General features: G+C 68.1%; 17 protein-coding genes and 1 pseudogene. 12 read left to right on the top strand and 6 right to left on the bottom strand.

Going from position 1 to position 24,084, the window contains the following annotated elements; all coding sequences use genetic code 11:
• Window positions 1-394: 394 nt before the first annotated feature.
• The 9 genes from ngcE to AWZ10_RS04445 all read left to right on the top strand — a co-directional run bounded on the left by ngcE (window position 395) and on the right by AWZ10_RS04445 (window position 12,736).
• A complete protein-coding gene (ngcE, locus tag AWZ10_RS04485) occupies window positions 395-1,867 on the top strand; it encodes an N-acetylglucosamine/diacetylchitobiose ABC transporter substrate-binding protein (RefSeq protein ID WP_060890492.1) in 1,473 nt (490 codons plus the stop codon).
• 136 nt (window positions 1,868-2,003) lie between these two features.
• Window positions 2,004-2,933, top strand: coding sequence for a carbohydrate ABC transporter permease (locus tag AWZ10_RS04480; protein WP_046703892.1), 930 nt, complete (start codon window positions 2,004-2,006; stop codon window positions 2,931-2,933).
• Between the two features lie 19 nt (window positions 2,934-2,952).
• Window positions 2,953-3,885, top strand: coding sequence for a carbohydrate ABC transporter permease (locus tag AWZ10_RS04475; RefSeq protein ID WP_037700587.1), 933 nt, complete (start codon window positions 2,953-2,955; stop codon window positions 3,883-3,885).
• Between the two features lie 202 nt (window positions 3,886-4,087).
• The gene (locus AWZ10_RS04470) at window positions 4,088-5,287 is read left to right on the top strand and encodes an ROK family transcriptional regulator (protein WP_037701069.1); all 1,200 of its coding nucleotides are present in this window, start codon (window positions 4,088-4,090) and stop codon (window positions 5,285-5,287) included.
• 136 nt (window positions 5,288-5,423) lie between these two features.
• Complete coding sequence (locus AWZ10_RS04465; protein WP_046703893.1) at window positions 5,424-6,515, top strand: sugar ABC transporter substrate-binding protein; 1,092 nt, start codon at window positions 5,424-5,426, stop codon at window positions 6,513-6,515.
• A 211-nt stretch (window positions 6,516-6,726) separates the two neighbouring features.
• The gene (locus tag AWZ10_RS04460) at window positions 6,727-7,518 is read left to right on the top strand and encodes an ATP-binding cassette domain-containing protein (protein ID WP_046703894.1); all 792 of its coding nucleotides are present in this window, start codon (window positions 6,727-6,729) and stop codon (window positions 7,516-7,518) included.
• Window positions 7,515-8,846, top strand: a complete 1,332-nt coding sequence (locus AWZ10_RS04455; protein ID WP_046703895.1) for a sugar ABC transporter permease — start codon at window positions 7,515-7,517, stop codon at window positions 8,844-8,846. The genes AWZ10_RS04460 and AWZ10_RS04455 overlap by 4 nt, the downstream gene beginning before the upstream one ends.
• 300 nt (window positions 8,847-9,146) lie before the next feature.
• A complete protein-coding gene (dxs, locus tag AWZ10_RS04450; protein WP_046703896.1) occupies window positions 9,147-11,066 on the top strand; it encodes a 1-deoxy-D-xylulose-5-phosphate synthase in 1,920 nt (639 codons plus the stop codon).
• Between the two features lie 146 nt (window positions 11,067-11,212).
• A complete protein-coding gene (locus AWZ10_RS04445; protein WP_046703897.1) occupies window positions 11,213-12,736 on the top strand; it encodes an amino acid permease in 1,524 nt (507 codons plus the stop codon).
• Window positions 12,737-12,863: 127 nt separating this feature from the next.
• Here AWZ10_RS04445 and AWZ10_RS04440 read toward each other — a convergent pair whose 3' ends face one another.
• The 5 genes from AWZ10_RS04440 to AWZ10_RS04420 form a co-directional block, all read right to left on the bottom strand.
• A complete protein-coding gene (locus AWZ10_RS04440; RefSeq protein ID WP_046703898.1) occupies window positions 12,864-13,238 on the bottom strand; it encodes a PIN domain-containing protein in 375 nt (124 codons plus the stop codon).
• A gap of 133 nt (window positions 13,239-13,371) precedes the next feature.
• Complete coding sequence (locus AWZ10_RS04435; RefSeq protein ID WP_046703899.1) at window positions 13,372-15,507, bottom strand: 3-hydroxyacyl-CoA dehydrogenase NAD-binding domain-containing protein; 2,136 nt, start codon at window positions 15,505-15,507, stop codon at window positions 13,372-13,374.
• A complete protein-coding gene (locus tag AWZ10_RS04430; protein WP_046703900.1) occupies window positions 15,504-16,730 on the bottom strand; it encodes a thiolase family protein in 1,227 nt (408 codons plus the stop codon). The genes AWZ10_RS04435 and AWZ10_RS04430 overlap by 4 nt, the downstream gene beginning before the upstream one ends.
• 227 nt (window positions 16,731-16,957) lie before the next feature.
• Window positions 16,958-18,007, bottom strand: a complete 1,050-nt coding sequence (locus tag AWZ10_RS04425; protein ID WP_060890491.1) for a LacI family DNA-binding transcriptional regulator — start codon at window positions 18,005-18,007, stop codon at window positions 16,958-16,960.
• Entirely contained in the window at window positions 18,004-20,388 is a 2,385-nt protein-coding gene (locus AWZ10_RS04420; RefSeq protein ID WP_060890490.1) for a glycoside hydrolase family 2 protein, read from the bottom strand. Before AWZ10_RS04420 ends, AWZ10_RS04425 begins: the two co-directional genes overlap by 4 nt.
• A gap of 161 nt (window positions 20,389-20,549) precedes the next feature.
• Between AWZ10_RS04420 and AWZ10_RS04415 the strand changes: the two genes are divergently transcribed.
• From AWZ10_RS04415 to AWZ10_RS04405, 3 genes are read left to right on the top strand one after another with little or no spacing between them, the layout of a single operon-like run.
• Window positions 20,550-21,866, top strand: a complete 1,317-nt coding sequence (locus AWZ10_RS04415; protein ID WP_060890489.1) for an ABC transporter substrate-binding protein — start codon at window positions 20,550-20,552, stop codon at window positions 21,864-21,866.
• Window positions 21,866-22,837, top strand: coding sequence for a carbohydrate ABC transporter permease (locus AWZ10_RS04410; protein ID WP_060890488.1), 972 nt, complete (start codon window positions 21,866-21,868; stop codon window positions 22,835-22,837). The genes AWZ10_RS04415 and AWZ10_RS04410 overlap by 1 nt, the downstream gene beginning before the upstream one ends.
• Complete coding sequence (locus tag AWZ10_RS04405; RefSeq protein ID WP_107084586.1) at window positions 22,834-23,691, top strand: carbohydrate ABC transporter permease; 858 nt, start codon at window positions 22,834-22,836, stop codon at window positions 23,689-23,691. Before AWZ10_RS04410 ends, AWZ10_RS04405 begins: the two co-directional genes overlap by 4 nt.
• 95 nt (window positions 23,692-23,786) lie before the next feature.
• On the opposite strand, the pseudogene AWZ10_RS04400 reads toward AWZ10_RS04405, so the two are convergent.
• Window positions 23,787-24,084: pseudogene (locus AWZ10_RS04400) on the bottom strand (ribonuclease D); the annotation flags it as partial.

Raw genomic sequence — 24,084 nt, 5'->3', positions numbered from 1 at the left:
TAACGCAGGGACCAGTAGGGATTGAAGTGGCGAGTGATGTCAAGGGTGTTGAGTGCGCCATCCGGGTCGAATGGCGGGTATTTTCCGGTCAGGTGGCGCAACGGCGCTCATATTTCCGAGAGGTCTCAACTCGGAAAAGACCGATGGTGAACCTTGCATTCGATCTTGCCCCTCTGGCGGGAAGTGGACTATACCTGTCGGCGTCCGCATAGTCGTCGCACAGCTGCGGGCAGGCGCTACCTGGGGGGAATTACCGGTGGTCGCGGACGTGTCCGCGCGCCGACCGCCGTGTTGCCCCTGTTGAATCCTCACGCACGACCCCAGCTTGAACCGACCGCGGTGCCGGGAGGATCCGGTTCACCGCCTGAGTCCTGGAGAAGGCGAGGACTTGAGCATGGGATCCACTACCGCTGAGAACGACAACGGCCCCGAGGGGGTCGGCACCACCGACCCCGAAGGCGTCGGCCGTCGCGATCTGATCAAGCGTTCCGCCGCGCTCGGCCTGATCACCGTCCCGACGATGAGCTTCCTGTCCGCGTGTGCCAGCGGGGGCGGAGGCGACGACACCTCCAAGGACAGCCAGGGCGAGACCTCCGAGTCGAACCCCTTCGGCGTCAAGAAGGGCAGCAAGCTCGACGTCGTCATCTTCAAGGGCGGCTACGGCGACGCCTACGCCAAGGCCTGGGAGGCCGCCTTCCAGAAGAAGTGGGGGGTCACCTCCACCCACACCGGCACCCAGGAGATCACCGGCAAGCTCCAGCCGCGGTTCAACGCGGGCAACCCGCCGGACATCGTCGACGACTCCGGCGCCCAGCAGATCCCGATCGACGTCCTGTACAAGAACGACCAGCTCCTCGACCTCGCCGAGGTCCTGGACGCCCCCTCGATCGACGACCCGAGCAAGAAGGTCCGGGACACGCTGATCGCCGGCACGCTCGACGCGGGCATGCAGGAGAACAAGGTCGTCGCCCTGAACTACATCTACACGGTGTGGGGCCTGTGGTACTCCGGCAAGCTCTTCAAGGAGAACGGCTGGGAGGAGCCCAAGACCTGGGCCGACTTCCTCACCATCTGCAAGGAGGCCAAGGCCAAGGGCATCGGCGGCCTCGCCCACCAGGGCAAGTACCCGTACTACATCAACGTCGCCATCATGGACCTGATCGCCAAGACGGGCGGCCTGGACGCCATGAAGGCGATCGACAACCTCGACCCGAAGGCGTTCGTCGGCTCCGACGCCGCGAAGGCCGGTGTCGAGGCGATCTACGAGGTCGTCGAGAAGGGCTATCTGATGCCCGGCACGAACGGCCTCACCCACACGGAGTCCCAGGCCCGCTGGAACCAGTACAAGGCCGTCTTCATCACCTCCGGTTCCTGGCTGGAGAACGAGCAGCTCAAGCAGACGCCGGACGACTTCGACATGACGTTCATGCCGATGCCGGTGCTGCCGGACAGCGTGATGCCGTTCGAGGCGATCCGGGCCGGATCCGGGGAGCCGTTCATCATCCCGGCCAAGGCGAAGAACCTGCCGGCGGCCAAGGAGTTCATGCGGATGATGCTCTCCAAGGAGTGGTCGACGCTCTTCGCCAAGGAGGCGAACTCCCTGACGATCGTGAAGGACGGCGTCGACACCGGGGTCTCGCTGCGGCCCGGTACGCAGTCGACGGTGGAAGTGTCCAAGGCCGCCGGGGACGACACGTTCCGGTACCTGTACACCGAGTGGTACAGCGAGATGGACACGGCGATCCAGAACGCGTCGAACGAACTGATGGCGAAGCGGATCCAGCCGGCCGAGTGGTTGAAGCGGGCGCAGGCCGCGGTGGACAAGCAGGCCAAGGACCCGGATTCCAAGAAGAACCGTCGGGACTAGTGGGGCGTCGGAGCGCCGTGGGAGCTGCGCGCTGTGGTGAGCTGCGGGTTCGCCGTGGCTCGTCGCGCAGTTCCCGTGCCCCTGAAAAACTGGGGTGCGCCTTTCGTCTCACGGAACCCGAGGCAGGGAAACGCCAATGCGTAAAGGGCAGAACCGGTTCGTCGCGGGGTTTCTCCTCGTCCCCGTGGCGCTTTATCTGATCTTCGTGATCTGGCCGTACATCCAGACGTTCGGCTATTCGCTGACGGACTGGAAGGGGCAGTCGCAGACGTTCTCCTTCATCGGCCTGGACAACTACACGGCGCTGTTCGAGGACGACATCTTCCTCCAGGCGATCTGGCACAACATCCTGTTCCTGGTGTTCATCCCGGTCGTCACCATCCTGCTCGCGCTGTTCTTCGCGTTCATGCTGAACGCGGGCGGACGCGGCCGGGCCGGCGGGGTCTCGGGGGTCGCCGGGTCGGGGTTCTACAAGATCGTGTACTTCTTCCCGCAGGTGCTGTCGCTGGCGATCCTCGCGGTGCTGTTCGGGGCCGTGTACCGCAGTGACAGCGGCGGCATGCTCAACGGCCTCCTGCTGAAGCTGGGACTGGTCGACGAGAGCAGCCCCGTCGAGTGGCTGAACGAACCGAACTTCGTGCTCTGGGCGCTCATCCTGGTCGTCGTCTGGCACGGTGTCGGCTTCTACCTCGTGCTGTTCTCCGCCGCCATGCAGGCCATCCCGAGGGACATCTACGAGGCCGCGCTGATCGACGGCGCCGGCCGCGCCCACACGTTCTTCCGCATCACCCTGCCGCTGCTGTGGGACTCCGTGCAGACCGCCTGGGTCTATCTCGGCATCGTGGCGATGGACATGTTCATCCTGGTCTCGACCATGACCGCGGGCGAGTACGGGGGCGGCCCCGACCACCACAGCGAGGTCATGGCCACCGTGATGATGCGGAACTTCCTGTTGTACGGCAGGAGCGGCTACGCCTGCGCGATGGGCGTCGTGATGCTGCTCCTCACCCTGATCGTGTCGGTGGTCATGCTGCGTGCCACCCGTCGTGAGCGCGTCGAGTTCTGAGCGGGAGAGACGACACACCATGAGCGCACCCCTCAAGACCGCCTCGCGCGGCGACTCGGTCCCCACCGGCCCGACGGTGAGCAAGGGCCGGACCGGCCCCGGCGACGAGCGCGGCGAAGGCGTCGTCCTGAACGTCTTCTCGCACGGCTTCCTCGCCCTGTGGGCCCTGCTGATCGTGCTGCCGCTGCTGTGGCTGGTGCTCAGCTCCTTCAAGACCGACGCCCAGATCGGCGGCTCGGCCTTCGGCTGGCCCGACAACTGGTCCCTGGACGTCTTCTCCCGCGCCTGGGACAAGGGCATCGGGGACTACTTTTTCAACACCGTCATCGTGCTGGTCTTCTCGGTGCCGCTGACCATGCTGTTCGGCTCGATGGCCGCGTACGTCCTGGCCCGCTACCCCTTCCGGGGCAACCGGCTGCTGTACTACTTCTTCGTCGCAGGCGCGATGTTCCCCGTGTTCCTGGCCCTGGTGCCGCTGTTCTTCATGGTCAAACGGCTGGACATGCTGAACACCTACCAGGGGCTGATCCTGGTGTACGTCGCCTACTCGCTGCCGTTCACCGTGTTCTTCATGCACGCCTTCTTCCGGACGCTGCCCACCGCCGTCTTCGAGGCGGCCATCCTCGACGGGGCCTCGCACACCCGGACGTTCTTCCAGGTCATGCTGCCGATGGCCAAGCCGGGACTGATCAGCGTGGGAATCTTCAACACGCTGGGCCAGTGGAACCAGTTCATCCTTCCCACGGTCCTCATGCAGCCGCAGAGCGGCGACGATCCCGAGCGGTACGTCCTCACCCAGGGCCTCATCCAGCTCCAGCAGCAGCAGGGCTACGCCTCCGACCTGCCCGTCCTCTTCGCCGGTGTCACCATCGCCATGATCCCCATGCTCGTGGTCTATCTCTCCTTCCAGCGCCAGGTCCAGGCGGGCCTCACCTCGGCGACCCTCAAGTAGCCCGTTCCGGGACCTCAAGTAGCCGCAGAGTGACATTTAGTGGTCATTCGGCGGTCTCAGTTTCCGTCAAGGACTTGACTGCGGTAACCCGTTCAGCGGAGCTTGGAGTTCACAACTTGTAAGTGACCCGGGTTCCGTTGCTGTGAGCTGGGTCACGGGCGGCGTGCGGGCCGCCCAGCCTGGGACGGGAGTGGATGAGTCGATGGAGACTCCGGGGTCGCAGTCGTCGCTGCACCGAGCAAATCTCGAGCGCGTCGTACGGGCGGTGCGGCTCGCCGGGTCGCTCACTCAGGCGGAGATCGCCAGGACGACCGGCCTGTCCGCGGCCACGGTCTCCAACATCGTGCGCGAGCTGAAGGACGGTGGAACCGTCGAGGTCACGCCCACGTCGGCGGGCGGCCGCCGGGCGCGCGCGGTCTCGCTCAGCGGGGACGCCGGGATCGTGATCGGCGTGGACTTCGGGCACACGCATTTGCGCGTCGCGATAGGGAACCTCGCCCATCAGGTGCTCGCCGAGGAGGCCGAGCCGCTGGACGTGGACGCCTCCTCGACCCAGGGGTTCGACCGGGCGGAGCAGCTCGTCACCCGGTTGATCGAGGCCATCGGTGTGGATCCTACGAAGATCGCGGGTGTGGGTCTCGGCGTGCCCGGCCCGATCGACGTGGAGTCGGGGTCGCTCGGCTCCACCGCCATTCTGCCTGGCTGGACCGGCACCAAGCCCGCCGCCGAGATGCGCGACCGCCTCGGTGTGACGGTGCACGTGGACAACGACGCCAACCTCGGCGCCCTCGGTGAGCTGGTCTGGGGCAGCGGCCGGGGCGTTCGGGACCTGGCGTACATCAAGGTGTCCAGTGGTGTGGGTGCCGGGCTGGTGATCGATGGCAAGATCTACAGGGGCCCGGGTGGCACAGCGGGAGAAATCGGGCATATTACTCTTGATGAATCCGGACCCGTCTGCCGCTGCGGCAACCGCGGCTGCCTGGAGACCTTCGCAGCCGCGCGCTATGTGCTGCCGCTCCTCCAGTCCAGCCACGGCACCGACCTGACCATGGAAGGGGTCGTACGGTTGGCGAGGGACGGGGACCCGGGCTGCCGTCGGGTGATCGCCGACGTCGGCCGACACATCGGAAGTGGAGTCGCCAATCTCTGCAATCTGTTGAACCCGAGCCGCGTGGTCCTCGGTGGCGATCTCGCCGAGGCCGGAGAGCTGGTTCTCGGACCCATAAGGGAGTCGGTCGGCCGGTACGCGATCCCGAGTGCCGCACGTCAACTCTCAGTGCTGCCAGGGGCACTTGGTGGCCGTGCCGAGGTCCTCGGGGCCCTGGCCCTGGCCCTCAGCGAGATGGGTGATTCGACCCTTTTGGACGGAACCCTCTCCGCGGCAACCCCTGTCTTCACTTAGAGAACGAAACACGCCGTTGCCAACCCGTTAAGGATTTACTTCTTGACGTCGCACGTGTGGCCGAGTTGACTTCCAGCCACCTCGGCCGCAGTGCTGCGGCCCGTGTCAGGGAGGCACAACCCAAATGAACGCAACGATGCGTAGAGTCGCGATCGGCGCCACCGCGATCTCGCTGGCGCTGTCCGTGGCGGCCTGTGGCAAGGCCGGCGACGACAAGGACTCGGACAGCGGTAGCGACAGCGGCTCGGACAGCAAGTCGATCGGTCTGCTCCTGCCCGACTCGGTCACCGCGCGGTACGAGAAGTTCGACAAGCCTTACTTCGAGGCCAAGGTCAAGGAACTCTGCGACGACTGCGATGTCCAGTACGCGAACGCCGCGGCTGACCCGAACAAGCAGGCTCAGCAGATGAGCACCATGGTGACCAAGGGCGTCAAGGTCATCGTCGTCTCCGCCCAGGACTCCGCCGCCATCAAGTCCTCCATCCAGTCCGCGGTGGACAAGGGCGTCAAGGTCGTCGCCTACGACCGTCTCGCCCAGGGCCCGGTCTCGGCCTACGTCTCCTTCGACAACGTCAAGGTCGGCGAGCTCCAGGGACAGGCCCTCCTCGACGCGCTCGGCGACAAGGCGACCACCAAGTCCAAGGTCGTCATGATCAACGGCGACGACGCCGACCCGAACGCCGGCCAGTTCAAGAAGGGCGCGCACCAGGCCCTCGACGGCAAGGTCGACATCGCCTACGAGCAGTCCGGCCTGTGGAAGGACACCGTCGCCGCCGAGAAGATGTCCGCGGCGATCACCCAGCTGGGCGCCAAGAACATCGCGGGCGTCTACGCGGCCAACGACGGCATGGCCGGTGGCATCGCCAACACCCTCAAGGGTGCGAAGATCAGCAACATCCCGCTGACCGGTCAGGACGCCGAGCTCGCGGCCATCCAGCGGATCGTCGCCGGCACGCAGTCCTCCACGGTCTACAAGGCCTACAAGCCGGAGGCCGACACGGCCGCCGAGCTCGCGGTCAACCTGCTGGAGGGCAAGGACATCAAGTCCCTGGCCGACACCGAGGTGACCAGCGGCTCCGGCGACAAGGTCCAGGCGAAGCTGCTGACCCCGGTCTCCGTCACCAAGGAGAACATCAAGGACACGGTCGTCAAGGACGGTCTGTACACGGTCGCCGACATCTGCACCGCCGAGTACGCCAAGGCCTGCAAGTCCGCCGGCCTGGAGTAGTCACTCCGGCCCGCTGAGCCTGTCCGGCGCCCGCCCCACCTCATACCCCGCTTCCGGGGCGGGCGCCGGACGGAACCGCTGTCGACAGAGCAGCGGACACCCGCATGCTCACCTTGTAAGCCCTGTGCGACGGCCCCTGTGCACGGGGCCCGCACATTCCTCCGCGCCTGGTTTCAAGCGCGGCATCCCCGCCGGTCAGGCGGCGAAGGAGATGGTTCACGTGTCCGCTACGCCCGTGTTGGCGTTGCGCGGAGTCTCCAAGCGATTCGGTGCGGTGCAGGCACTCACCGACGTCGATCTGGAGGTTCACGCCGGAGAAGTGGTCGCCCTGGTGGGCGACAACGGCGCAGGAAAGTCCACCCTGGTCAAGACGATCGCGGGTGTCCACCCCATCGATGAGGGCGTCATCGAGTGGCAGGGCGGCCCGGTGAAGATCAACAAGCCGCACGACGCCCAGGGACTCGGCGTCGCGACGGTCTACCAGGACCTCGCGCTCTGCGACAACCTCGATGTCGTGGGCAATCTCTACCTCGGGCGCGAACTGCTGCACCGGGGCGTCATCGACGAGGTGACGATGGAGAAGAACTCCCGGGAGCTGCTGTCCACGCTCTCCATCCGGATCCCGAGCGTACGGATCCCGATCGCGAGCCTCTCCGGTGGTCAGCGCCAGGTCGTCGCCATCGCCCGCGCCCTCATCGGTGACCCCAAGCTCGTCATCCTGGACGAGCCCACCGCCGCCCTCGGCGTCGAGCAGACCGCGCAGGTCCTCGACCTGGTCGAACGGCTGCGCGAGCGCAACCTCGCCGTCATCCTCATCAGCCACAACATGGCCGATGTCAAGGCGGTCGCGGACACCGTCGCGGTCCTGCGTCTGGGCAGGAACAACGGCTCCTTCTCCGTGAAGGACACCAGTCACGAAGAGATCATCGCCGCGATCACGGGTGCCACGGACAACGCCGTGACCCGTCGCGCGGGGCGGCGCACCACGGAGGCGGCAAAGTGAGCGACACGTCCAAGACCGTGAAGAGCGATTCCCTGAAGGGCGCCGCGGAGGACCAGACCACGGTCGCCCCCGCCGACGACCCCACGGCCGCGCCGGTCACTGTCGTCGACCCGCGTCTGCTGGTCCGCGAAGAGGGCCTCAAGGGTTACGTCACCGAGTTCAAGCGTAAGGTGAAGGGCGGCGAGCTGGGCTCGCTGCCGGTGGTCATCGGCCTGATCGTCATCTGGACGATCTTCCAGCTCCAGAACGACCTCTTCCTGAGCGCCGACAACCTCTCGGACATCAGCTACTTCCTCTCGGCCACCGGCATGCTCGCCATCGGCCTGGTCTTCGTGCTGTTGCTCGGCGAGATCGACCTGTCCGTGGGCTCGGTCAGCGGTCTGGCCTCCACCGTGTTCGCCGTGCTCGCGGTGAACCACGGCATGGGCTCCTGGTTGGCGCTGGTCCTCGCGATCCTCACCGGCATCGCCATCGGCGCACTGCAGGGCTGGTTCTTCGCCAGGATTGGCGTCCCCGCGTTCGTCGTCACCCTGGCTGGCTTCCTCGGCTGGAACGGCGTGATGCTGTGGATGCTGGGTGACAGCGGCACGATCAACATCCCGTCCGACACGGGTCCGGTCCATCTGCTCGGCAAGAGTTCCTTCTTCATGGACCAGGCCATCATCGGCGCGTACATCCTGGCCGGCCTCGCCGTGTTGCTCTCCCTCGTCGGCAACATCAACGAGCAGCGCCGCCGTCGGGCTGCGGGTGTGCCGTTCCGGCCGACCAGCGAGATCCTGCTGCGGGTCGGCGCGCTCGCCGTCGTGTCCTTCGTCGCCGCCGCCGTGCTCAACGACGCATCCGGTGTCTCCAACGCGCTGGTGATCTTCCTTGCGGCGTTGGTGATCGTCGACTTCGTGCTGCGTCGTACGACCTACGGCCGCCAGGTGTTCGCGGTCGGTGGCGGCATCGAGGCCGCCCGCCGTGCCGGTATCAACGTGCCGATGATCCGGATCACCGTGTTCGCCATCTCCGGTGGCTTCGCGGCGATCGGCGGCATGTTCTTCGCTGGTCAGACCGCGAGCGCAACACTGTCCGCCGGTGGCGGCAACGTCCTGATGCTCGCTATCGCCGCGGCCGTCATCGGTGGCACCAGCCTCTTCGGCGGGCGGGGGTCGGTGTGGTCCGCGCTGCTGGGCATGCTCGTCATCCAGTCGATCCAGACGGGCCTCAACCTGCTGAACATGAACACCTCGATCCAGTACATGATCACGGGTGCGGTGCTCCTGGGTGCGGTGGTCATCGACTCCGTCAGCCGCAGGAGCCAGAAGGCCGCTGGTCGCGCCTAGGCGCCATGGGGGTGCGGTGAGTTCGCGAGTGCCGGCCGTTCGTGGCTGGTCGCGCAGTTCCCCGCGCCCCTGAGAACAGGGCGCCGCAGTCGCCTTGACGAACAAGTGCTCGGTGTCGATTCTGACGCCGGGCACTTCTCGTTGTTGTCGGACGTTTCGTACGGGTACGTCTGCGCAGGATGGTTTACGGCCGTTCGGGTGACGTAGGAGTCGACCGCCCGGCGGTCGGCCGTGTGCGCGGAAGATTAGACTTCGACGAGCCCGGTAACGCTCGAACAGCACTATCGCAAGGAGGCACGGGTGCCGCTGCTGACCCGCATCAGGGGACCGCGCGATCTGGACCGGCTCAGTCTGGAGCAACTGGACCAGCTGGCGGAGGAGATCCGGACCTTCCTCGTCGAGGCGGTGTCGAAGACCGGCGGTCACCTCGGCCCGAACCTCGGCGTGGTCGAGCTGACCATCGCCCTGCACCGGGTCTTCGACTCGCCCAAGGACAAAGTGCTCTGGGACACGGGCCACCAGTCCTACGTCCACAAGCTGCTCACCGGTCGTCAGGACTTCTCCAGGCTGAAGATGAAGGGCGGCCTCTCCGGCTACCCCTCGCAGGCCGAGTCCGAGCACGACGTCATCGAGAACAGCCACGCCTCCACGGTGCTGGGCTGGGCCGACGGCCTCGCCAAGGCCAACCAGGTGCTGAAACGCGACGACCACGTGGTCGCGGTCATCGGCGACGGCGCCCTCACCGGCGGTATGGCCTGGGAGGCGCTCAACAACATCGCCGACGCCAAGGACCGGCCCCTGGTCATCGTCGTCAACGACAACGAGCGGTCGTACGCGCCGACCATCGGCGGGCTCGCCAACCACCTGGCCACCCTGCGGACCACCGACGGCTACGAGCGGTTCCTGGCCCGTGGCAAGGACCTGCTGGAGCGGACGCCCGTCGTCGGCAGGCCGCTCTACGAGACGCTGCACGGCGCCAAGAAGGGGCTGAAGGACTTCATCGCCCCGCAGGGCATGTTCGAGGACCTCGGGCTCAAGTACCTCGGGCCGATCGACGGGCACGACATCGAGGCCCTGGAGTCCGCGCTCGCCCGCGCCAAGCGGTTCGGCGGGCCGGTCATCGTGCACTGCCTCACCGAGAAGGGCCGCGGTTACCAGCCCGCACTCCAGGACGAGGCGGACCGCTTCCACGCCGTCGGCAAGATCCACCCGGACACCGGTCTGCCGATCGCCTCCTCCGGCGCCGACTGGACCTCCGTCTTCGGCGAGGAGATGGTGAAGCTCGGCAAGGAGCGCGAGGACATCGTCGCCATCACGGCGGCCATGCTCCAGCCCGTCGGGCTCGACAAGTTCGCCAAGGCCTTCCCCGAGCGCGTGTACGACGTCGGCATCGCCGAGCAGCACGGCGCCGTGTCCGCGGCGGGCCTCGCCACGGGCGGAGTGCACCCCGTCTTCGCGGTGTACGCCACCTTCCTCAACCGCGCCTTCGACCAGGTGCTGATGGATGTGGCCCTGCACAAGTGCGGTGTGACCTTCGTGCTCGACCGGGCCGGCGTCACCGGCACCGACGGGGCCTCGCACAACGGCATGTGGGACATGTCGATCCTCCAGGTCGTACCGGGGCTCAGGCTCGCCGCGCCACGAGACGCCGACCAGGTTCGCGCCCAGCTGCGCGAGGCCGTCGAGGTCACGGACGCGCCGACCGTGGTGCGCTTCTCCAAGGGCGCCGTCGGCCCCGCCGTACCCGCCCTGCGCCGCGTCGGCGGCATGGACGTGCTGCGTGAGCCGGGCACCGACACCCCGGACGTGCTCCTCGTCTCCGTCGGCGCCCTCGCGCCGATGTGCCTGGAGATCGCGACCCTGCTCGACAAGCAGGGCATCACCACGACCGTCGTCGACCCGCGCTGGGTCAAGCCGGTCGACGAGCACATGGCACCGCTCGCCGACAAGCACCGCGTGGTCGTCACGGTCGAGGACAACTCCCGCGTCGGCGGGGTCGGCTCGGCTGTCGCCCAGGCGCTGCGCGACGCGGGCGTCGACATCCCGCTGCGTGACTTCGGCATCCCGCCCCGCTTCCTCGACCACGCCACCCGCGCCGAGGTCCTGGCCGAGATCGGGCTCACCGCGCCCGACATCGCCCGCCAGGTCACCGGGCTGGTCTCCAGGATCGACGGCCGGTTCGGCGACGCCGCCGCAGAGGTGGAGCCCGCGCGCGACTGACGTGTCCGACTGGGCTGTTCGGGCCGGTTTCACCATCCTTTACGGTGGTGAGACCGGCCCATTCGCGTGAAACCACTCGCGCCGGGGCATACGGAACACGCCCCCTCTCGATCATGTCGAGGACGACAAGCGTGGGAGGTACGCCTGTGAGCAGCACACTCTTCCGGACGAAGAAGGTCGAGCAGTCCATCCTCGATACGGAGGAACCAGAACACGCGCTCAAGAAGTCCTTGTCCGCGCTGGATCTGACCGTCTTCGGCGTCGGTGTCATCATCGGCACCGGCATCTTCGTCCTCACCGGCACGGTGGCCAAGAACAACGCCGGTCCCGCCGTGGCCCTCGCCTTCGTCGTGGCCGGCGTCGTCTGCGCGCTCGCCGCCCTGTGTTACGCGGAGTTCGCGTCCACGGTCCCGGTCGCCGGGTCCGCGTACACCTTCTCGTACGCCTCCCTCGGAGAACTGCCCGCCTGGATCATCGGCTGGGACCTGGTCCTGGAGTTCGCGCTGGGGACGGCGGTGGTGGCCGTCGGCTGGTCCGGCTACATCCATTCGCTGCTGGCCAACGCGGGCTGGGAGCTGCCGGCCGCGCTCAGCACGAGAGACGGGGCCGACGGCTTCGGCTTCGACATCCTCGCCGCCGCGCTCGTCCTGATCCTCACCGCCATCCTCGTGATCGGCACCAAGCTCTCCGCGCGCGTCACCTCCGTCGTCGTCGCCATCAAGGTGACGGTCGTCCTGACCGTGATCATCGCGGGCGCCTTCTTCGTCGAGAGTCGCAACTACGACCCGTTCGTCCCGAAGGCCCAGGCGGTGGACGCGGGCGACAGCCTCCAGTCGCCGCTCATCCAGCTGATGTTCGGCTGGGCGCCCTCCAACTTCGGTGTGATGGGCATCTTCACGGCCGCCTCCGTCGTCTTCTTCGCGTTCATCGGCTTCGACGTCGTCGCCACCGCCGCCGAGGAGACGAAGAACCCGCAGCGGGACATGCCCCGGGGCATCATCGGCTCCCTCATCATCTGCACCACGCTGTACGTGGCGGTGTCGATCGTCGTCACCGGCATGCAGCACTACACGAAGCTGTCGGTGACCGCGCCGCTCGCCGACGCCTTCAAGGCCACCGGGCACCCGTGGTTCGCGGGCTTCATCAGCTTCGGCGCCGCCGTCGGCCTGACGACCGTGTGCATGATCCTGCTGCTCGGCCAGACCCGGGTGTTCTTCGCGATGAGCCGCGACGGGCTGCTGCCGCGTTTCTTCTCCCGCGTCCACCCCCGGTTCAAGACCCCGCACCGGCCGACCATCCTGCTCGGTGTGGTCATCGCGATCCTCGCGGGCTTCACCCCGCTGAGCGAGCTGGCCGAGCTGGTGAACATCGGCACGCTGTTCGCCTTCGTGGTCGTCGCGATCGGCGTGATCATCCTCCGCCGGACCCGCCCCGACCTGCCCCGGGCGTTCCGTACCCCCTGGGTGCCGTTCATCCCGATCCTGTCGGTGTGCGCCTCGCTGTGGCTGATGCTCAACCTGCCCACAGAGACCTGGCTGCGCTTCGCCGGCTGGATGCTCCTCGGCTTCCTCGTCTACTTCGTCTACGGCCGCTCGCACAGCCGTCTCGGACGTCAGGAGGAGAGCGGGGCGGGTGGGACGCTCAAGCCACCGGGACGCGGCACCGAGTAGTCGCCGCTCCGCGACCGAGCCGACCCTCCGGCCCCGTGCGTCCCGCTTCCCGTGGGACTGCGGGGCCGGAGCGCGTCGCGCGCGGCCGGGGGCGCACCCCTGCCCCGCAGGGCGGGCTGACGACCCTTCAGGACGCGCCGCGAATTGTTCGCGGCCCGGTCACCTCGGCACCCAACTCGACCACTCTGCGCCGCAGTTCGCGGTCGGCGGTGACCACCAGGCAGGGGCGGTCGTGGGCCTTCGCGGCGACGAGTTCCACGATGCGGTCGTCCCCGCTGCGAGGGGCCGCCTCGACCCGTACGCCCGGTACCGGTGCCACTGCGCGCGCGGCGCCCTCGACGACCATCACGAGTTCGACGGGCCCGTCCCGGCCGGGGACCCCGTCCCGGGCGAGCCGGTCGCGCAGGCGTTCCGCCGCGCCGCGTCGGTCGCGCCACCAGCCGTCGGGCACGGAGCCGATGACGTTGGCGGCGTCGACGATCACGAGCAGGGGGTCGTCCATGGGGCCAGGGTCGCATGCCGGGCGGCCGCACCGTCTGCGGGGCCATGGCCACGAACGTCGTCGACCGCCGGGGTGGACAAGAGCAGAGGGCCTCCGCCCGAAAGCGGAGGCCCTCCTGATACCCGTACGACCGTTACGCGGGGACCGAAGCCACCCCGGCCTCCAGGAACTTCTTGCCGTTCACCCGCTCGCTGACGCCCTCACGGTCCAGGTACGGCGTGATGCCGCCCAGGTGGAAGGGCCAGCCGGCGCCGGTGATCAGGCAGAGGTCGATGTCCTGCGCCTCGGCGACGACACCCTCGTCGAGCATGAGCCCGATCTCCTGGGCGACGGCGTCGAGGACACGGGCCCGCACCTGCTCCTCGGACAGGACGGAGTCGCCCTGCTCGAGGAGCGCGGCGACCTCGGGGTCCAGCTCCGGCTTGAAGCCGTTCTCCGCGGAGTAGACGTAGAAGCCGCGCTTGCCGGCCTTGACGACCGCGGCGAGGTTCGGGGACACGGTGAAGCGGTCCGGGAAGGCCCGGTTGAGGGTCTCCGAGACATGCAGACCGATGGCCGGGCCGACCAGCTCCAGGAGCACCAGCGGCGACATCGGCAGACCCAGCGGCTCGACCGCCTTCTCGGCGACCTCGACCGGCGTGCCCTCGTCGATGACGTTCTGGATCTCGCCCATGAAGCGGGTGAGGATGCGGTTCACGACGAACGCCGGGGCGTCCTTCACCAGCACCGCGGTCTTCTTCAGCTTCTTGGCGACGGCGAAGGCCGTGGCGAGGGAGGCGTCGTCCGTCGTCTCGCCCCGGACGATCTCCAGCAGCGGCAGGATCGCGACCGGGTTGAAGAAGTGGAAGCCGACGACCCGCTCGGGGTTCTTCAGCTTCGACGCCATCTCGGTGACCGACAGCGAGGAGGTGTTGGTGGCGAGGATCGCGTGCGCCGGGGCGACCGCCTCGACCTCCGCGAACACCTGCTGCTTGACGCCGATCTCCTCGAACACGGCCTCGATGATGAAGTCCGCGTCCGCGAAGCCCTCGGCCTTGTCCAGGACACCGGTGACCAGGGCCTTGAGGCGGTTGGCCTTGTCCTGGTTGATACGGCCCTTGCCGAGCAGCTTCTCGATCTCGGCGTGGACGTAGCCCACACCCTTGTCGACGCGCTCCTGGTCGATGTCGGTCAGCACGACCGGCACCTCCAGGCGGCGCAGGAAGAGCAGCGCGAGCTGGGAGGCCATCAGACCGGCGCCGACGACACCGACCTTGGTGACCGGGCGGGCCAGCGACTTGTCCGGGGCACCGGCGGGGCGCTTGCCTCGCTTCTGCACCAGGTTGAAGGCGTAGATGCCGGAGCGCAGCTCGCCACCCATGATCAGGTCGGCGAGGGCGACGTCCTCGGCGTCGAAGCCCTGCTGGAGGTCGCCGTTCTTCGCGGCCTCGATGATGTCCAGCGCGCGGTACGCGGCCGGGGCCGCCCCGTGCACCTTGCCGTCCGCGATGGACCGGCCCTTGGCGACGGCCTGGTCCCAGGCCTCACCGCGGTCGATGACGGGACGCTCGACCGTGACGTCGCCCTTGAGGACGTTCGCCGTCCAGATCAGCGACTGCTCCAGGAAGTCGGCGCCCTCGAAGATCGCGTCCGCGATGCCGAGGTCGAAGACCTGCTGGCCCTTGAGCTGCTTGTTCTGGTTGAGGCTGTTCTCGATGATCACCGAGACGGCCTTGTCGGCGCCGATCAGGTTCGGCAGCAGCGCGCAGCCGCCCCAGCCCGGGACCAGCCCGAGGAAGACCTCGGGGAGGGAGAACGCCGGGATGGCCTTCGAGACGGTCCGGTACGCGCAGTGCAGACCGACCTCGACGCCACCGCCCATCGCGGCACCGTTGTAGTACGCGAAGGTCGGGACGGCGAGCGCGGACAGCCGCTTGAAGACCTCGTGGCCGCCCTTGCCGATGGCCAGCGCGTCCTTGTGGTCCTTCAGCAGCTCGACGCCCTTGAGGTCGGCGCCGACCGCGAAGATGAACGGCTTGCCGGTGACACCGACACCGATGATCTCGCCGGCCGAGGCCTCCTTCTCGACCTGGTCGAGGGCGATGCTCAGGTTCGCCAGCGACGCCGGGCCGAAGGTGGTCGGCTTGGTGTGGTCGAAACCGTTGTCCAGCGTGATGAGCGCGAAGCGCCCGGCGCCGAACGGCAGGTCGAGGTGGCGTACGTGCGCGGACGTCACGACCTCGTCGGGGAACAGCTCGGCCGCGCCCTTGAGGAGTTCGGTGGTGCTCACTTGTCGCCTCCGGCGTCCTTGTGGTGCGGGTTCTCCCAGATGACCGTTGCGCCCATGCCGAAGCCGACGCACATGGTGGTGAGGCCGTAGCGGACCTCGGGCTGCTCCTCGAACTGACGGGCCAGCTGCGTCATGAGACGCACACCCGAGGAGGCCAGCGGGTGACCGAACGCGATGGCGCCGCCGTACTGGTTGACGCGCGCGTCGTCGTCGGCGATGCCGTAGTGCTCCAGGAAGGCCAGCACCTGGACCGCGAAGGCCTCGTTGATCTCGAAGAGACCGATGTCGTCGATGGACAGCCCCGCCTGGGCGAGCGCCTTCTCCGTCGCCGGGATCGGGCCGTAGCCCATGACCTCCGGCTCGACACCCGCGAAGGAGTACGAGACGAGGCGCATCTTCACCGGCAGGTTGTTCTCGCGGGCGAAGTCCTCGGAGGCGATGAGCGAGGCGGTCGCGCCGTCGTTCAGACCGGCCGCGTTACCGGCGGTGACCCGCCCGTGCACGCGGAACGGGGTCTTGAGGCCCGACAGGTTCTCCAGGGTCGTCCCCGGCCGCATCGGCTCGTCGGCGGTGACGAGACCCCAGCCGGTCTCGCCGGCCTCGGGGTTGGTGCGGCGTACCGAGATCGGCACCAGGTCGGCCTGGATCTTGCCGTTGGCGTACGCCTTGGCGGCCTTCTCCTGCGAGCGCACGGCGTATTCGTCGGCGCGCTGCTTGGTGATGGTCGGGTACCGGTCGTGCAGGTTCTCGGCGGTCATGCCCATGAACAGCGCGGACTCGTCGACCAGCTTCTCGCTGACGAACCGGGGGTTCGGGTCGACGCCCTCACCCATCGGGTGGCGGCCCATGTGCTCGACACCACCGGCGATGGCGATGTCGTACGCGCCGAAGGCGACGGAACCGGCGACCGAGGTGACGGCGGTCAGGGCGCCGGCGCACATGCGGTCGATGGAGTAACCGGGGACCGACTGCGGCAGACCGGCGAGGATGCCCGCCGTACGGCCGATGGTGAGGCCCTGGTCACCGATCTGCGTGGTCGCGGCGATGGCGACCTCGTCGATCTTCGCGGGCTCCAGACCGGGGTTGCGGCGCAGCAGCTCCCGGATCGCCTTCACGACGAGGTCGTCGGCGCGGGTCTCGTGGTAGATGCCCTTCGGGCCCGCCTTGCCGAACGGGGTGCGGACGCCGTCGACGAAGACGACATCCTTGACGGTACGAGGCACGATGGCTCTCCTCCAGAGGTGCGGGACGGCACTGCTGCGATGCGCAACCGCTGAGCGGGCGCTCAGCCCCCATGCTACTTACGAGTAACAGTGCTGCACACCCCTGGGGAGGGGAGCGGCGAACGTCACATGGGTTCCACGGGTTACCGCCGGTTACGTGTGGCCATCCTAGGGGCGCGGGTAACCGCGCGACCAGCCACGACGCACCCGCGTCCCCTTCCTGGCGATCAGGGGGCGGGCGCGGTGGACCCCCGGGGAACCAGCACAGGCGTGGCCACCGGATGGGAAGTCCCGTTCCCGGCGATCACATCGAACAACGTCCGGGCCACATCCGCCCCGAACCCATGCACGTCGTGACTCATCGCGGACAGGGTCGGCCGAGTGAGCCGGCAGAGCTGCGAATCGTCCCAGGCCAACAACGACACGTCCTCCGGCACCCGCACCCCCATCTCCGCGGCCACCGACAACCCCGCCACCGCCATGATGTCGTTGTCGTAGACGATCGCCGTGGGCCGATCACCGCCCGCCCCGGTCAGCAGCGACCGCGTCGCCCGAGCCCCCGCCTCCCCGGAGAAGTCGGTCGCCACCTGCCGGGCCCCGGCGAGCCGCAGCTCCCGCGCCACCTGATCGAACGCCGCCGTCCGGATCGCCGTGTGCCCCAGCGCGGCCGCGCCCCCCACCCGCGCGATCCGCCGATGCCCGAGCGCCGCCAGATACCGCACCGCCTCCGTCACGGCGGTCATGTCGTCCGTCCACACGGACGTCAGCCCCCCGGTCAGCGACGGATGCCCGACGGCCACCACCGGCATCCCCAGCCGCCCCACCGCGGCCACTCGCGGATCATCCGCGCGGAAATCGACGAGGATCGACCCACTGATCTGCCGCCCCCGCCACCACGCGTCCTGGAGCCCCACCTCCTCCTCCAGATTCCGCACCAGCCGCAGCAGCAGCGAGCAGGACCGCTCGGTCAGCACGCTCTCCACCCCGGAGATGAACTCCATGTAGAACGGTTCGAGCCCCAGCAGCTTCGCCGGCCGGCAGACCGCCAGCCCCACCACGTCCACCCGCTGACTCGACAGCGACCGCGCCGCCAGATTCGGCGCCCACCCCAGCTCGCGCGCCGCCGCGAAGATCCGCTCCCGCGTGGCGTCGGCCAGCCCCGGCTTCCGGTTGAACGCGAGCGACACCGCCCCCTTGGACACCCCGGCACGCGCGGCGACGTCCTTGATGGTCACGCGCGGGGCCGGGGCCGGGGGTGGGGTCGGTGAGGCACTCATCGCGCGGGCTCCACGCAGTACAGAGCCCGCCGTACGTCCTCCACGCCCGGTACGTCCTCCCACCCCCGCACCCCGATGGTCACCCGCTCACCCGGCAACAGCGTGACCAGCCCCGTGTCCGCCCGAGCCGCCGTCCCCAGCCGATCCGCCTGGAGCAGCAGGTCCCGCACCAGCGTCCGAGCCGTCACGGTCACCGAACCCGGACCCACCTCGACATCGAACTCCGCCTGCGGATAAGGCACTTCGCGATCCGGCACCGGAAAGTACACCGCCCGCAGCCCGTCCCCGTCTGCCACCAGGAACTCCTTCGCCTCCACGGGTTCCACCTCGCGCGGCACCCGCACCCCGGCGACCGTACGCGCGGCGGCGGACACGCTCACCGTCACCTCGGCGACGACCACCCCCTCCACGGACATCCGCCGCAACCGCACGCCCGCCGATTCCCACGCCTCACCCGCCTGATTGACGGCGGCCAACACCAGTCCCCCGTCCCGCACCTGCAGTGTCAGCAGCCGGTCCGCGTACAGCCGCCGCAGCTCGTGGTAGAGCGGCTTCTCCCTGCCGTCCCCGTCGATCGCCGCCCAGGAGGTCACCGGCCAGCAGTCGTTGAGCTGCCAGACGATCGTGCCCGCGCACACCGGCCAGTGCGACCGCCAGTGCTCGATCCCGGCCGCGATCGCCCGCGCCTGGTTGACCTGCGTCAGATAGTGCCAGCGGTCGAAGTCCCCCTCGGGCAGGGCGAAATGAGGCGCGAGCCCCCGCTCCAGCTTCCCGTTCCCGTCCTGAGCCTTCTGGTGGTGCAGCATGCCCGGCGAGTCCGGGGCGAGCACCTCACCCGGCAGCGCCCGTCGCAAGGTCGCGTACGCGGGCGGCGCCTGCCATCCGAACTCGGCGACGAAACGGGGCACGTTCGCCCGGTACTCCGCGTAGTCCTCCCGGTTCCACACCTCCCAGGAGTGGTGCGTGCCGTGCGCGGGGTCGTTCGGGTGCCGCTCCCACGACCCCGACCAAGGACTGCCCGCCGTGTACGGCCGCGTCGGGTCCGACTCCGCGACGACACGCGGCAGCAGCCCCAGGTAGTACCCCTCACCCCACGACTCCCCGGCGAGCCGCTCCTCCCAGCCCCAGTCCCTGAACCCCCACAGGTTCTCGTTGTTGCCGTTCCACAGCACCAGCGACGGATGCGGCATCAGCCGTACGACGTTCTCCCGCGCCTCGGCCTCCACCTCGCCCCGCAGCGGCTGTTCCTCCGGGTAGGCCGCGCACGCGAAGGGGAAGTCCTGCCAGACCAGCAGCCCCAGCTCGTCGCAGACGTCGTAGAAGTCCTCGCTCTCGTAGATCCCGCCGCCCCAGATCCGGACGAGGTCGACACCGGCCTCGGCCGCCCGCGTGAGCCGCGCGCGATACCGCTCGGGAGTGATCCGCGAGGGAAACACGTCGTCCGGGATCCAGTTCACCCCGCGCGCGAACAGCCGCTCACCGTTGACGACGAGGGTGAACCCGGTGCCGTGCTCATCGGCGCTCCGGTCCAGCTCCACGGCCCGGAACCCGACCCGTCGCCGCCACAGATCGAGCGCGCCGCCCTGGCCGTGCAGAATCAACTCGACCTCGTACAAGGGCTGTTCGCCATAGCCGCGCGGCCACCACCGCTCCACGCCCGGCACTTCCAGCCGTACGACCCCGCTCGTCCCCTCGACCTCCGCGACCGCGCTGACACCCCCCACCCGGGCCTCCAGTCGCAGCCCCGTCTCCACGGCCGCCCGCTCCACGTCGACGAGCAGCTCCACGTGCCCGGTCGTGCCGTCGACGGTCACCAGCGGACGTACCCGGGCGATACGAGCCGTCGACCACCTCTCCAGCCGGACGGGCCGCCAGATCCCGGCCGTCACGAGCGTCGGCCCCCAGTCCCAGCCGAACGAGCAGGCCATCTTGCGGATGTACTGGAAGGGTTCGGGATAGGCGTTGGGCCGGTCGCCGAGCCGCTCGCGCACGGCCTCGGCCTCGGCGTACGCGGAGGTGAAGCGCACGGACAGCCGGCCGCTCATGCCGGTGGTGTCGAAGCGGTACGAGCGGTGCATGTTCCGTACGGAGCCGAGGAGTCGGCCGTCGAGCCGGATCTCGGCGGCCGTGTCGAGCCCGTCGAAGACCAGATCGGTCCGGTCGTGCCCGCCGGCCACGCCGATGCCTGGCAGCTCGACCTCGTACGTCCACTCCCGGCGCCCCACCCACGCCACCTCGGCCTCGTTCCGCCCGAGAAAGGGGTCCGGGATCAGCTCCGCCGCCAGCAGGTCGGTATGCACGCATCCAGGCACGACGGCGGCGAGCGGGCCTTGCTCGTGCCGCAGGATCCAGCCCTCGGTGAGCGGTGTGGCCTCCAGCATGCGCACTCCCTAAACCGGTCCAGTTCGATTCACCGAAAGCATGGCGAAATCTTTCGACAGCCTTGGCGGAATTGGGACTTTACCGGTTCAGTAAACGGCTGTCAGAGTGCCGAACCAGCCAACCCACTCGTGCTCGTCCGTCCCGAACGGAGCTGGTGCACATGAACCATCGGAAGACGCTCACCGGAACACTGCTGGCGGCCGCGCTTCTCGCGTCGGGCTGCACCGGCAGCGGAGGAAGTTCGAAAGGCGCCGACGCCGGAGCGGCTGATGATCCGTCAAAGGTCTCCGGGACCATCACGGTTCTCACCCACCGGACGGACATCGTGCAGGACGGCACGATGAAGAAGTACGCCGACGCGTTCAGCAAGACCTATCCGAAGGTGAAGGTCAAGTTCGACGGGATCACCGACTACGAGGCCGAAGTCAAGATCCGTATGAACACGGAGAACTACGGCGACGTCCTCATGATCCCGGCCGTCATCCAGAAGAACGACTACCCCAAGTTCTTCGCCTCCCTGGGCACACAGAAGGAGCTGAGCGAGAAGTACCGCTTCACCGGCTTCACCGCGGTCGACGGCAAGGTCTACGGCCAGAGCCCCATGGGCGCGACCCCCGGCTTCCTCTACAACAAGAGGATCTGGGCCGAGGCCGGTGTCACCGACTGGCCCACCACCCCGGCGGAGTTCCTCACCGCGCTGAAGGCCATCAAGTCCAAGACCGACGCCGTCCCGTACTACACCAACTTCGCCGCCCAGTGGCCGCTGACCCAGTGGACGTACATCAACGGCTCGGTCAGCTGCGACACCGTGGCCACCACCGCGCTCGCCGAGGGCAACCCCTGGGGCGAGGACGGCGAACTGCGCGTGGGCGACCGGCTGTTGTACGACATCGTGGACCAGGGCCTGATCGAGAAGGACCCGGCGACCACGAACTGGGAGAACTCCAAGCCCCAGCTGGCCAAGGGCGAGATCGCCACGGCGTGGCTCGGCAGCTGGGCGGTCACCCAGTTCCGGCAGGCGGCCGAGAAGGCCGGAGCCGACCCCGACGACATCGGGTTCATGCCGTTCCCCGCCCGGGTCGACGGCAAGGCCTGCGCGACCGCCAACCCCGACTACAACCAGGCCGTCAACATCCACTCCGAGCACAAGGAGGCGGCCCGCGCCTGGATCGACTGGTTCACCGACAAGTCGGGCTACGCGGCGGACAACCTCTCGATCTCGACACTCAAGGACGCCCCGCTGCCCGAGGTGCTCAAGCCGTACGAGGAGCAGGGCGTCGAGCTGATCGAACTCGACGACACCGCGGGCGGCACGGTCAAGGACATCGACAGCGCCTCCGAGGTCGGCATCTACGGCCCCGCCTACCGCCAGGAGCTGATCGACCTCGCCCGCGGCGCCAAGGACGGTGACGTCGACGACTTCCTCGCCGACCTCGGCAAGCGCTGGACCGAGGCCCGGAAGACCGTGGGTTCCTGATGCCCCACACGCGTACGACGGACCCCTCGCACGCGACGAAGAAGGTGGCGCGGCCCTCGACGGCCGCGCCGTCGGCCCCCACGCCCCTGCGCGCCCCACGCAAGGTGCGCCTGTGGCGGAAGCTCACCCCCTGGCTCTTCCTGGCCGCTCCGCTGGCCCTGCTGATCACCTTCACGTACGCCCCGGTCGCCAACATGCTGGCGTACAGCTTCACCGACTGGGACGGTGTCAGCCCCGAACTGAGCTACATCGGCGCCGACAACTACGTCGAGATCTTCACGCGTCCCGAGCTGTTCCAGGTGTTCTTCGTCAGCGGCTACTACCTGGCCGCGTCGGCCGTGCAGATCGTGCTCGCCCTCTACTTCGCGACGGTCCTCAGCTTCAACATCCGCTTCCGGAACCTCTTCAAGGGCCTTCTCTTCTTCCCGTACCTGATCAACGGCGTCGCGATCGGCTTCGTCTTCCTCTACTTCTTCCAGGACGGCGGCACCCTCGACTCGGTCCTGGCGCTCTTCGGCCACGAGTCCGACCGCGCCTGGCTCGGAACCTCGACGTCCGCGAACGTCTCCCTCGCGAGCGTCTCCGTCTGGCGCTACATGGGCCTGAACTTCGTGCTCTTCCTCGGCGCGATCCAGTCGATACCGGGGGAGCTGTACGAGGCCGCCGAACTCGACGGGGCCAACCGCTGGCACCAGTTCCGGTACATCATCGCGCCCGGTATCCGCCCGGTCCTGAGCCTGAGCGTGATCCTCTCGATCTCCGGCTCCCTGTCGGTCTTCGAGATCCCGTACATCATGACGGGCGGCGCCACCGGCACCGAGACCTTCGTGATCCAGACGGTCAAGCTGGCCTTCCAGTTCAACAAGACGGGCCTCGCGTCCGCCGCCGCGGTCGTCCTGCTGCTGATCATCCTGGCGGTGACGTGGCTGCAACGCCGACTGGTCCCCGACGACAGGGTGGACCTCGTATGACGACGGTGACGACCTCGGCTCCGGTGGCGCGCAGGCGAGCAGCCCGTACGCTCACCTACCTCTCCCTGGTCGGTGCGTCGGTCGTGGTCCTGCTGCCGCTTCTGGTGGTCCTGCTGACCTCGCTCAAGACCGAGCGGCAGATGGCGGACGACAGCGGCGCCCTCACGATGCCCGACAGCTTCCTGAACCTCGGGAACTACGCGACGGCCTTCCGTGACGGCGAGATGCTCGCCGCCTTCGGCAACACGGCGTTCATCCTCTTCTTCGCCGTCTCCGGAACGGTCCTCATCGGCTCGATGGCGGCCTACGCGATCGACCGCTTCACCTTCCGCTTCCGGAAACTGGTCGTCGCCCTCTTCCTGGTGGCCACCCTCGTCCCCGGCGTCACCACCCAGGTCGCGACCTTCCAGATCGTCGACAGCTTCGGCATGTTCGACACCCTCTGGGCCCCGATCGCCCTCTACATGGGCACCGACATCGTCTCGATCTACATCTTCCTGCAGTTCGTGCGATCGATCCCGATCTCCCTGGACGAATCGGCCCGCCTGGACGGCGCCAACGCCTTCACGATCTATCGGAAGATCATCTTCCCGCTCCTGAAACCCGCCATCGCCACGGTCGTCATCGTCAAGGGGATCACCGTCTACAACGACTTCTACATCCCCTTCCTCTACATGCCCTCCGACGACCTGGGCGTGATCTCCACGTCCCTGTTCCGCTTCAAGGGCCCCTTCGGCGCCCACTGGGAAACGATCTCGGCAGGAGCGGTGCTGGTGATCCTGCCGACGCTGATCGTCTTCCTGGCCCTGCAGAGGTTCATCTACAACGGCTTCATGAGGGGCGCCACGAAGTAATCGCCGGGTACGGCGGGCTTCTCGGGGGAGCGGGAAACCGCGCGATCAACGACCACGCATCCGTACTCGCGCAAGCACCAACATCCCTACGGCGCTCAGGCCTCCTTGGCCTTGACCACCGCGTCCATCGCCCCCACCAACACGGGGGTCACCAGTTCCACCTGCCATGCACGCGCCCCGTACCCCGCCAGCGCCGTACTGACGGATTCCGCGTCCAGGGACTTCGGCGGCTCCCAGCACAGCCGTCGAACCGTGTCCGGGGTGATCAGGTTCTCCTGAGGCATGTTGATCTGCTCGGCGAGCGCGCTCACCCCGGCCCGAGCCGCTGACAGGCGCGCGGCCGCCGCCGGATCCTTGTCGGCCCAGGCCTTCGGCGGGGGCGGCCCGGTCACG

Origin of the sequence: Streptomyces europaeiscabiei, assembly GCF_001550375.1 — a bacterium.
GTDB classification, from domain to species: Bacteria; Actinomycetota; Actinomycetes; order Streptomycetales; family Streptomycetaceae; genus Streptomyces; species Streptomyces europaeiscabiei.
Note: the sequence above shows the minus strand (reverse complement) of the source record. Positions and strands in the feature narration are given on the sequence as shown.

What these genes read in the sequence shown, in the direction of transcription:
- ngcE (WP_060890492.1), top strand. Translation starts at nt 395, where the DNA reads ATGGGATCCACTACCGCTGAGAACGACAACGGCCCCGAGGGGGTCGGC.
- AWZ10_RS04470 (WP_037701069.1), top strand. Translation starts at nt 4,088, where the DNA reads ATGGAGACTCCGGGGTCGCAGTCGTCGCTGCACCGAGCAAATCTCGAG.
- AWZ10_RS04410 (WP_060890488.1), top strand. Translation starts at nt 21,866, where the DNA reads ATGCCCCACACGCGTACGACGGACCCCTCGCACGCGACGAAGAAGGTG.
- AWZ10_RS04415 (WP_060890489.1), top strand. Translation starts at nt 20,550, where the DNA reads ATGAACCATCGGAAGACGCTCACCGGAACACTGCTGGCGGCCGCGCTT.
- AWZ10_RS04465 (WP_046703893.1), top strand. Translation starts at nt 5,424, where the DNA reads ATGCGTAGAGTCGCGATCGGCGCCACCGCGATCTCGCTGGCGCTGTCC.
- AWZ10_RS04425 (WP_060890491.1), bottom strand. Translation starts at nt 18,007, where the DNA reads ATGAGTGCCTCACCGACCCCACCCCCGGCCCCGGCCCCGCGCGTGACC.
- AWZ10_RS04460 (WP_046703894.1), top strand. Translation starts at nt 6,727, where the DNA reads ATGGTTCACGTGTCCGCTACGCCCGTGTTGGCGTTGCGCGGAGTCTCC.
- AWZ10_RS04440 (WP_046703898.1), bottom strand. Translation starts at nt 13,238, where the DNA reads ATGGACGACCCCCTGCTCGTGATCGTCGACGCCGCCAACGTCATCGGC.
- AWZ10_RS04480 (WP_046703892.1), top strand. Translation starts at nt 2,004, where the DNA reads ATGCGTAAAGGGCAGAACCGGTTCGTCGCGGGGTTTCTCCTCGTCCCC.
- AWZ10_RS04475 (WP_037700587.1), top strand. Translation starts at nt 2,953, where the DNA reads ATGAGCGCACCCCTCAAGACCGCCTCGCGCGGCGACTCGGTCCCCACC.
- AWZ10_RS04405 (WP_107084586.1), top strand. Translation starts at nt 22,834, where the DNA reads ATGACGACGGTGACGACCTCGGCTCCGGTGGCGCGCAGGCGAGCAGCC.
- AWZ10_RS04420 (WP_060890490.1), bottom strand. Translation starts at nt 20,388, where the DNA reads ATGCTGGAGGCCACACCGCTCACCGAGGGCTGGATCCTGCGGCACGAG.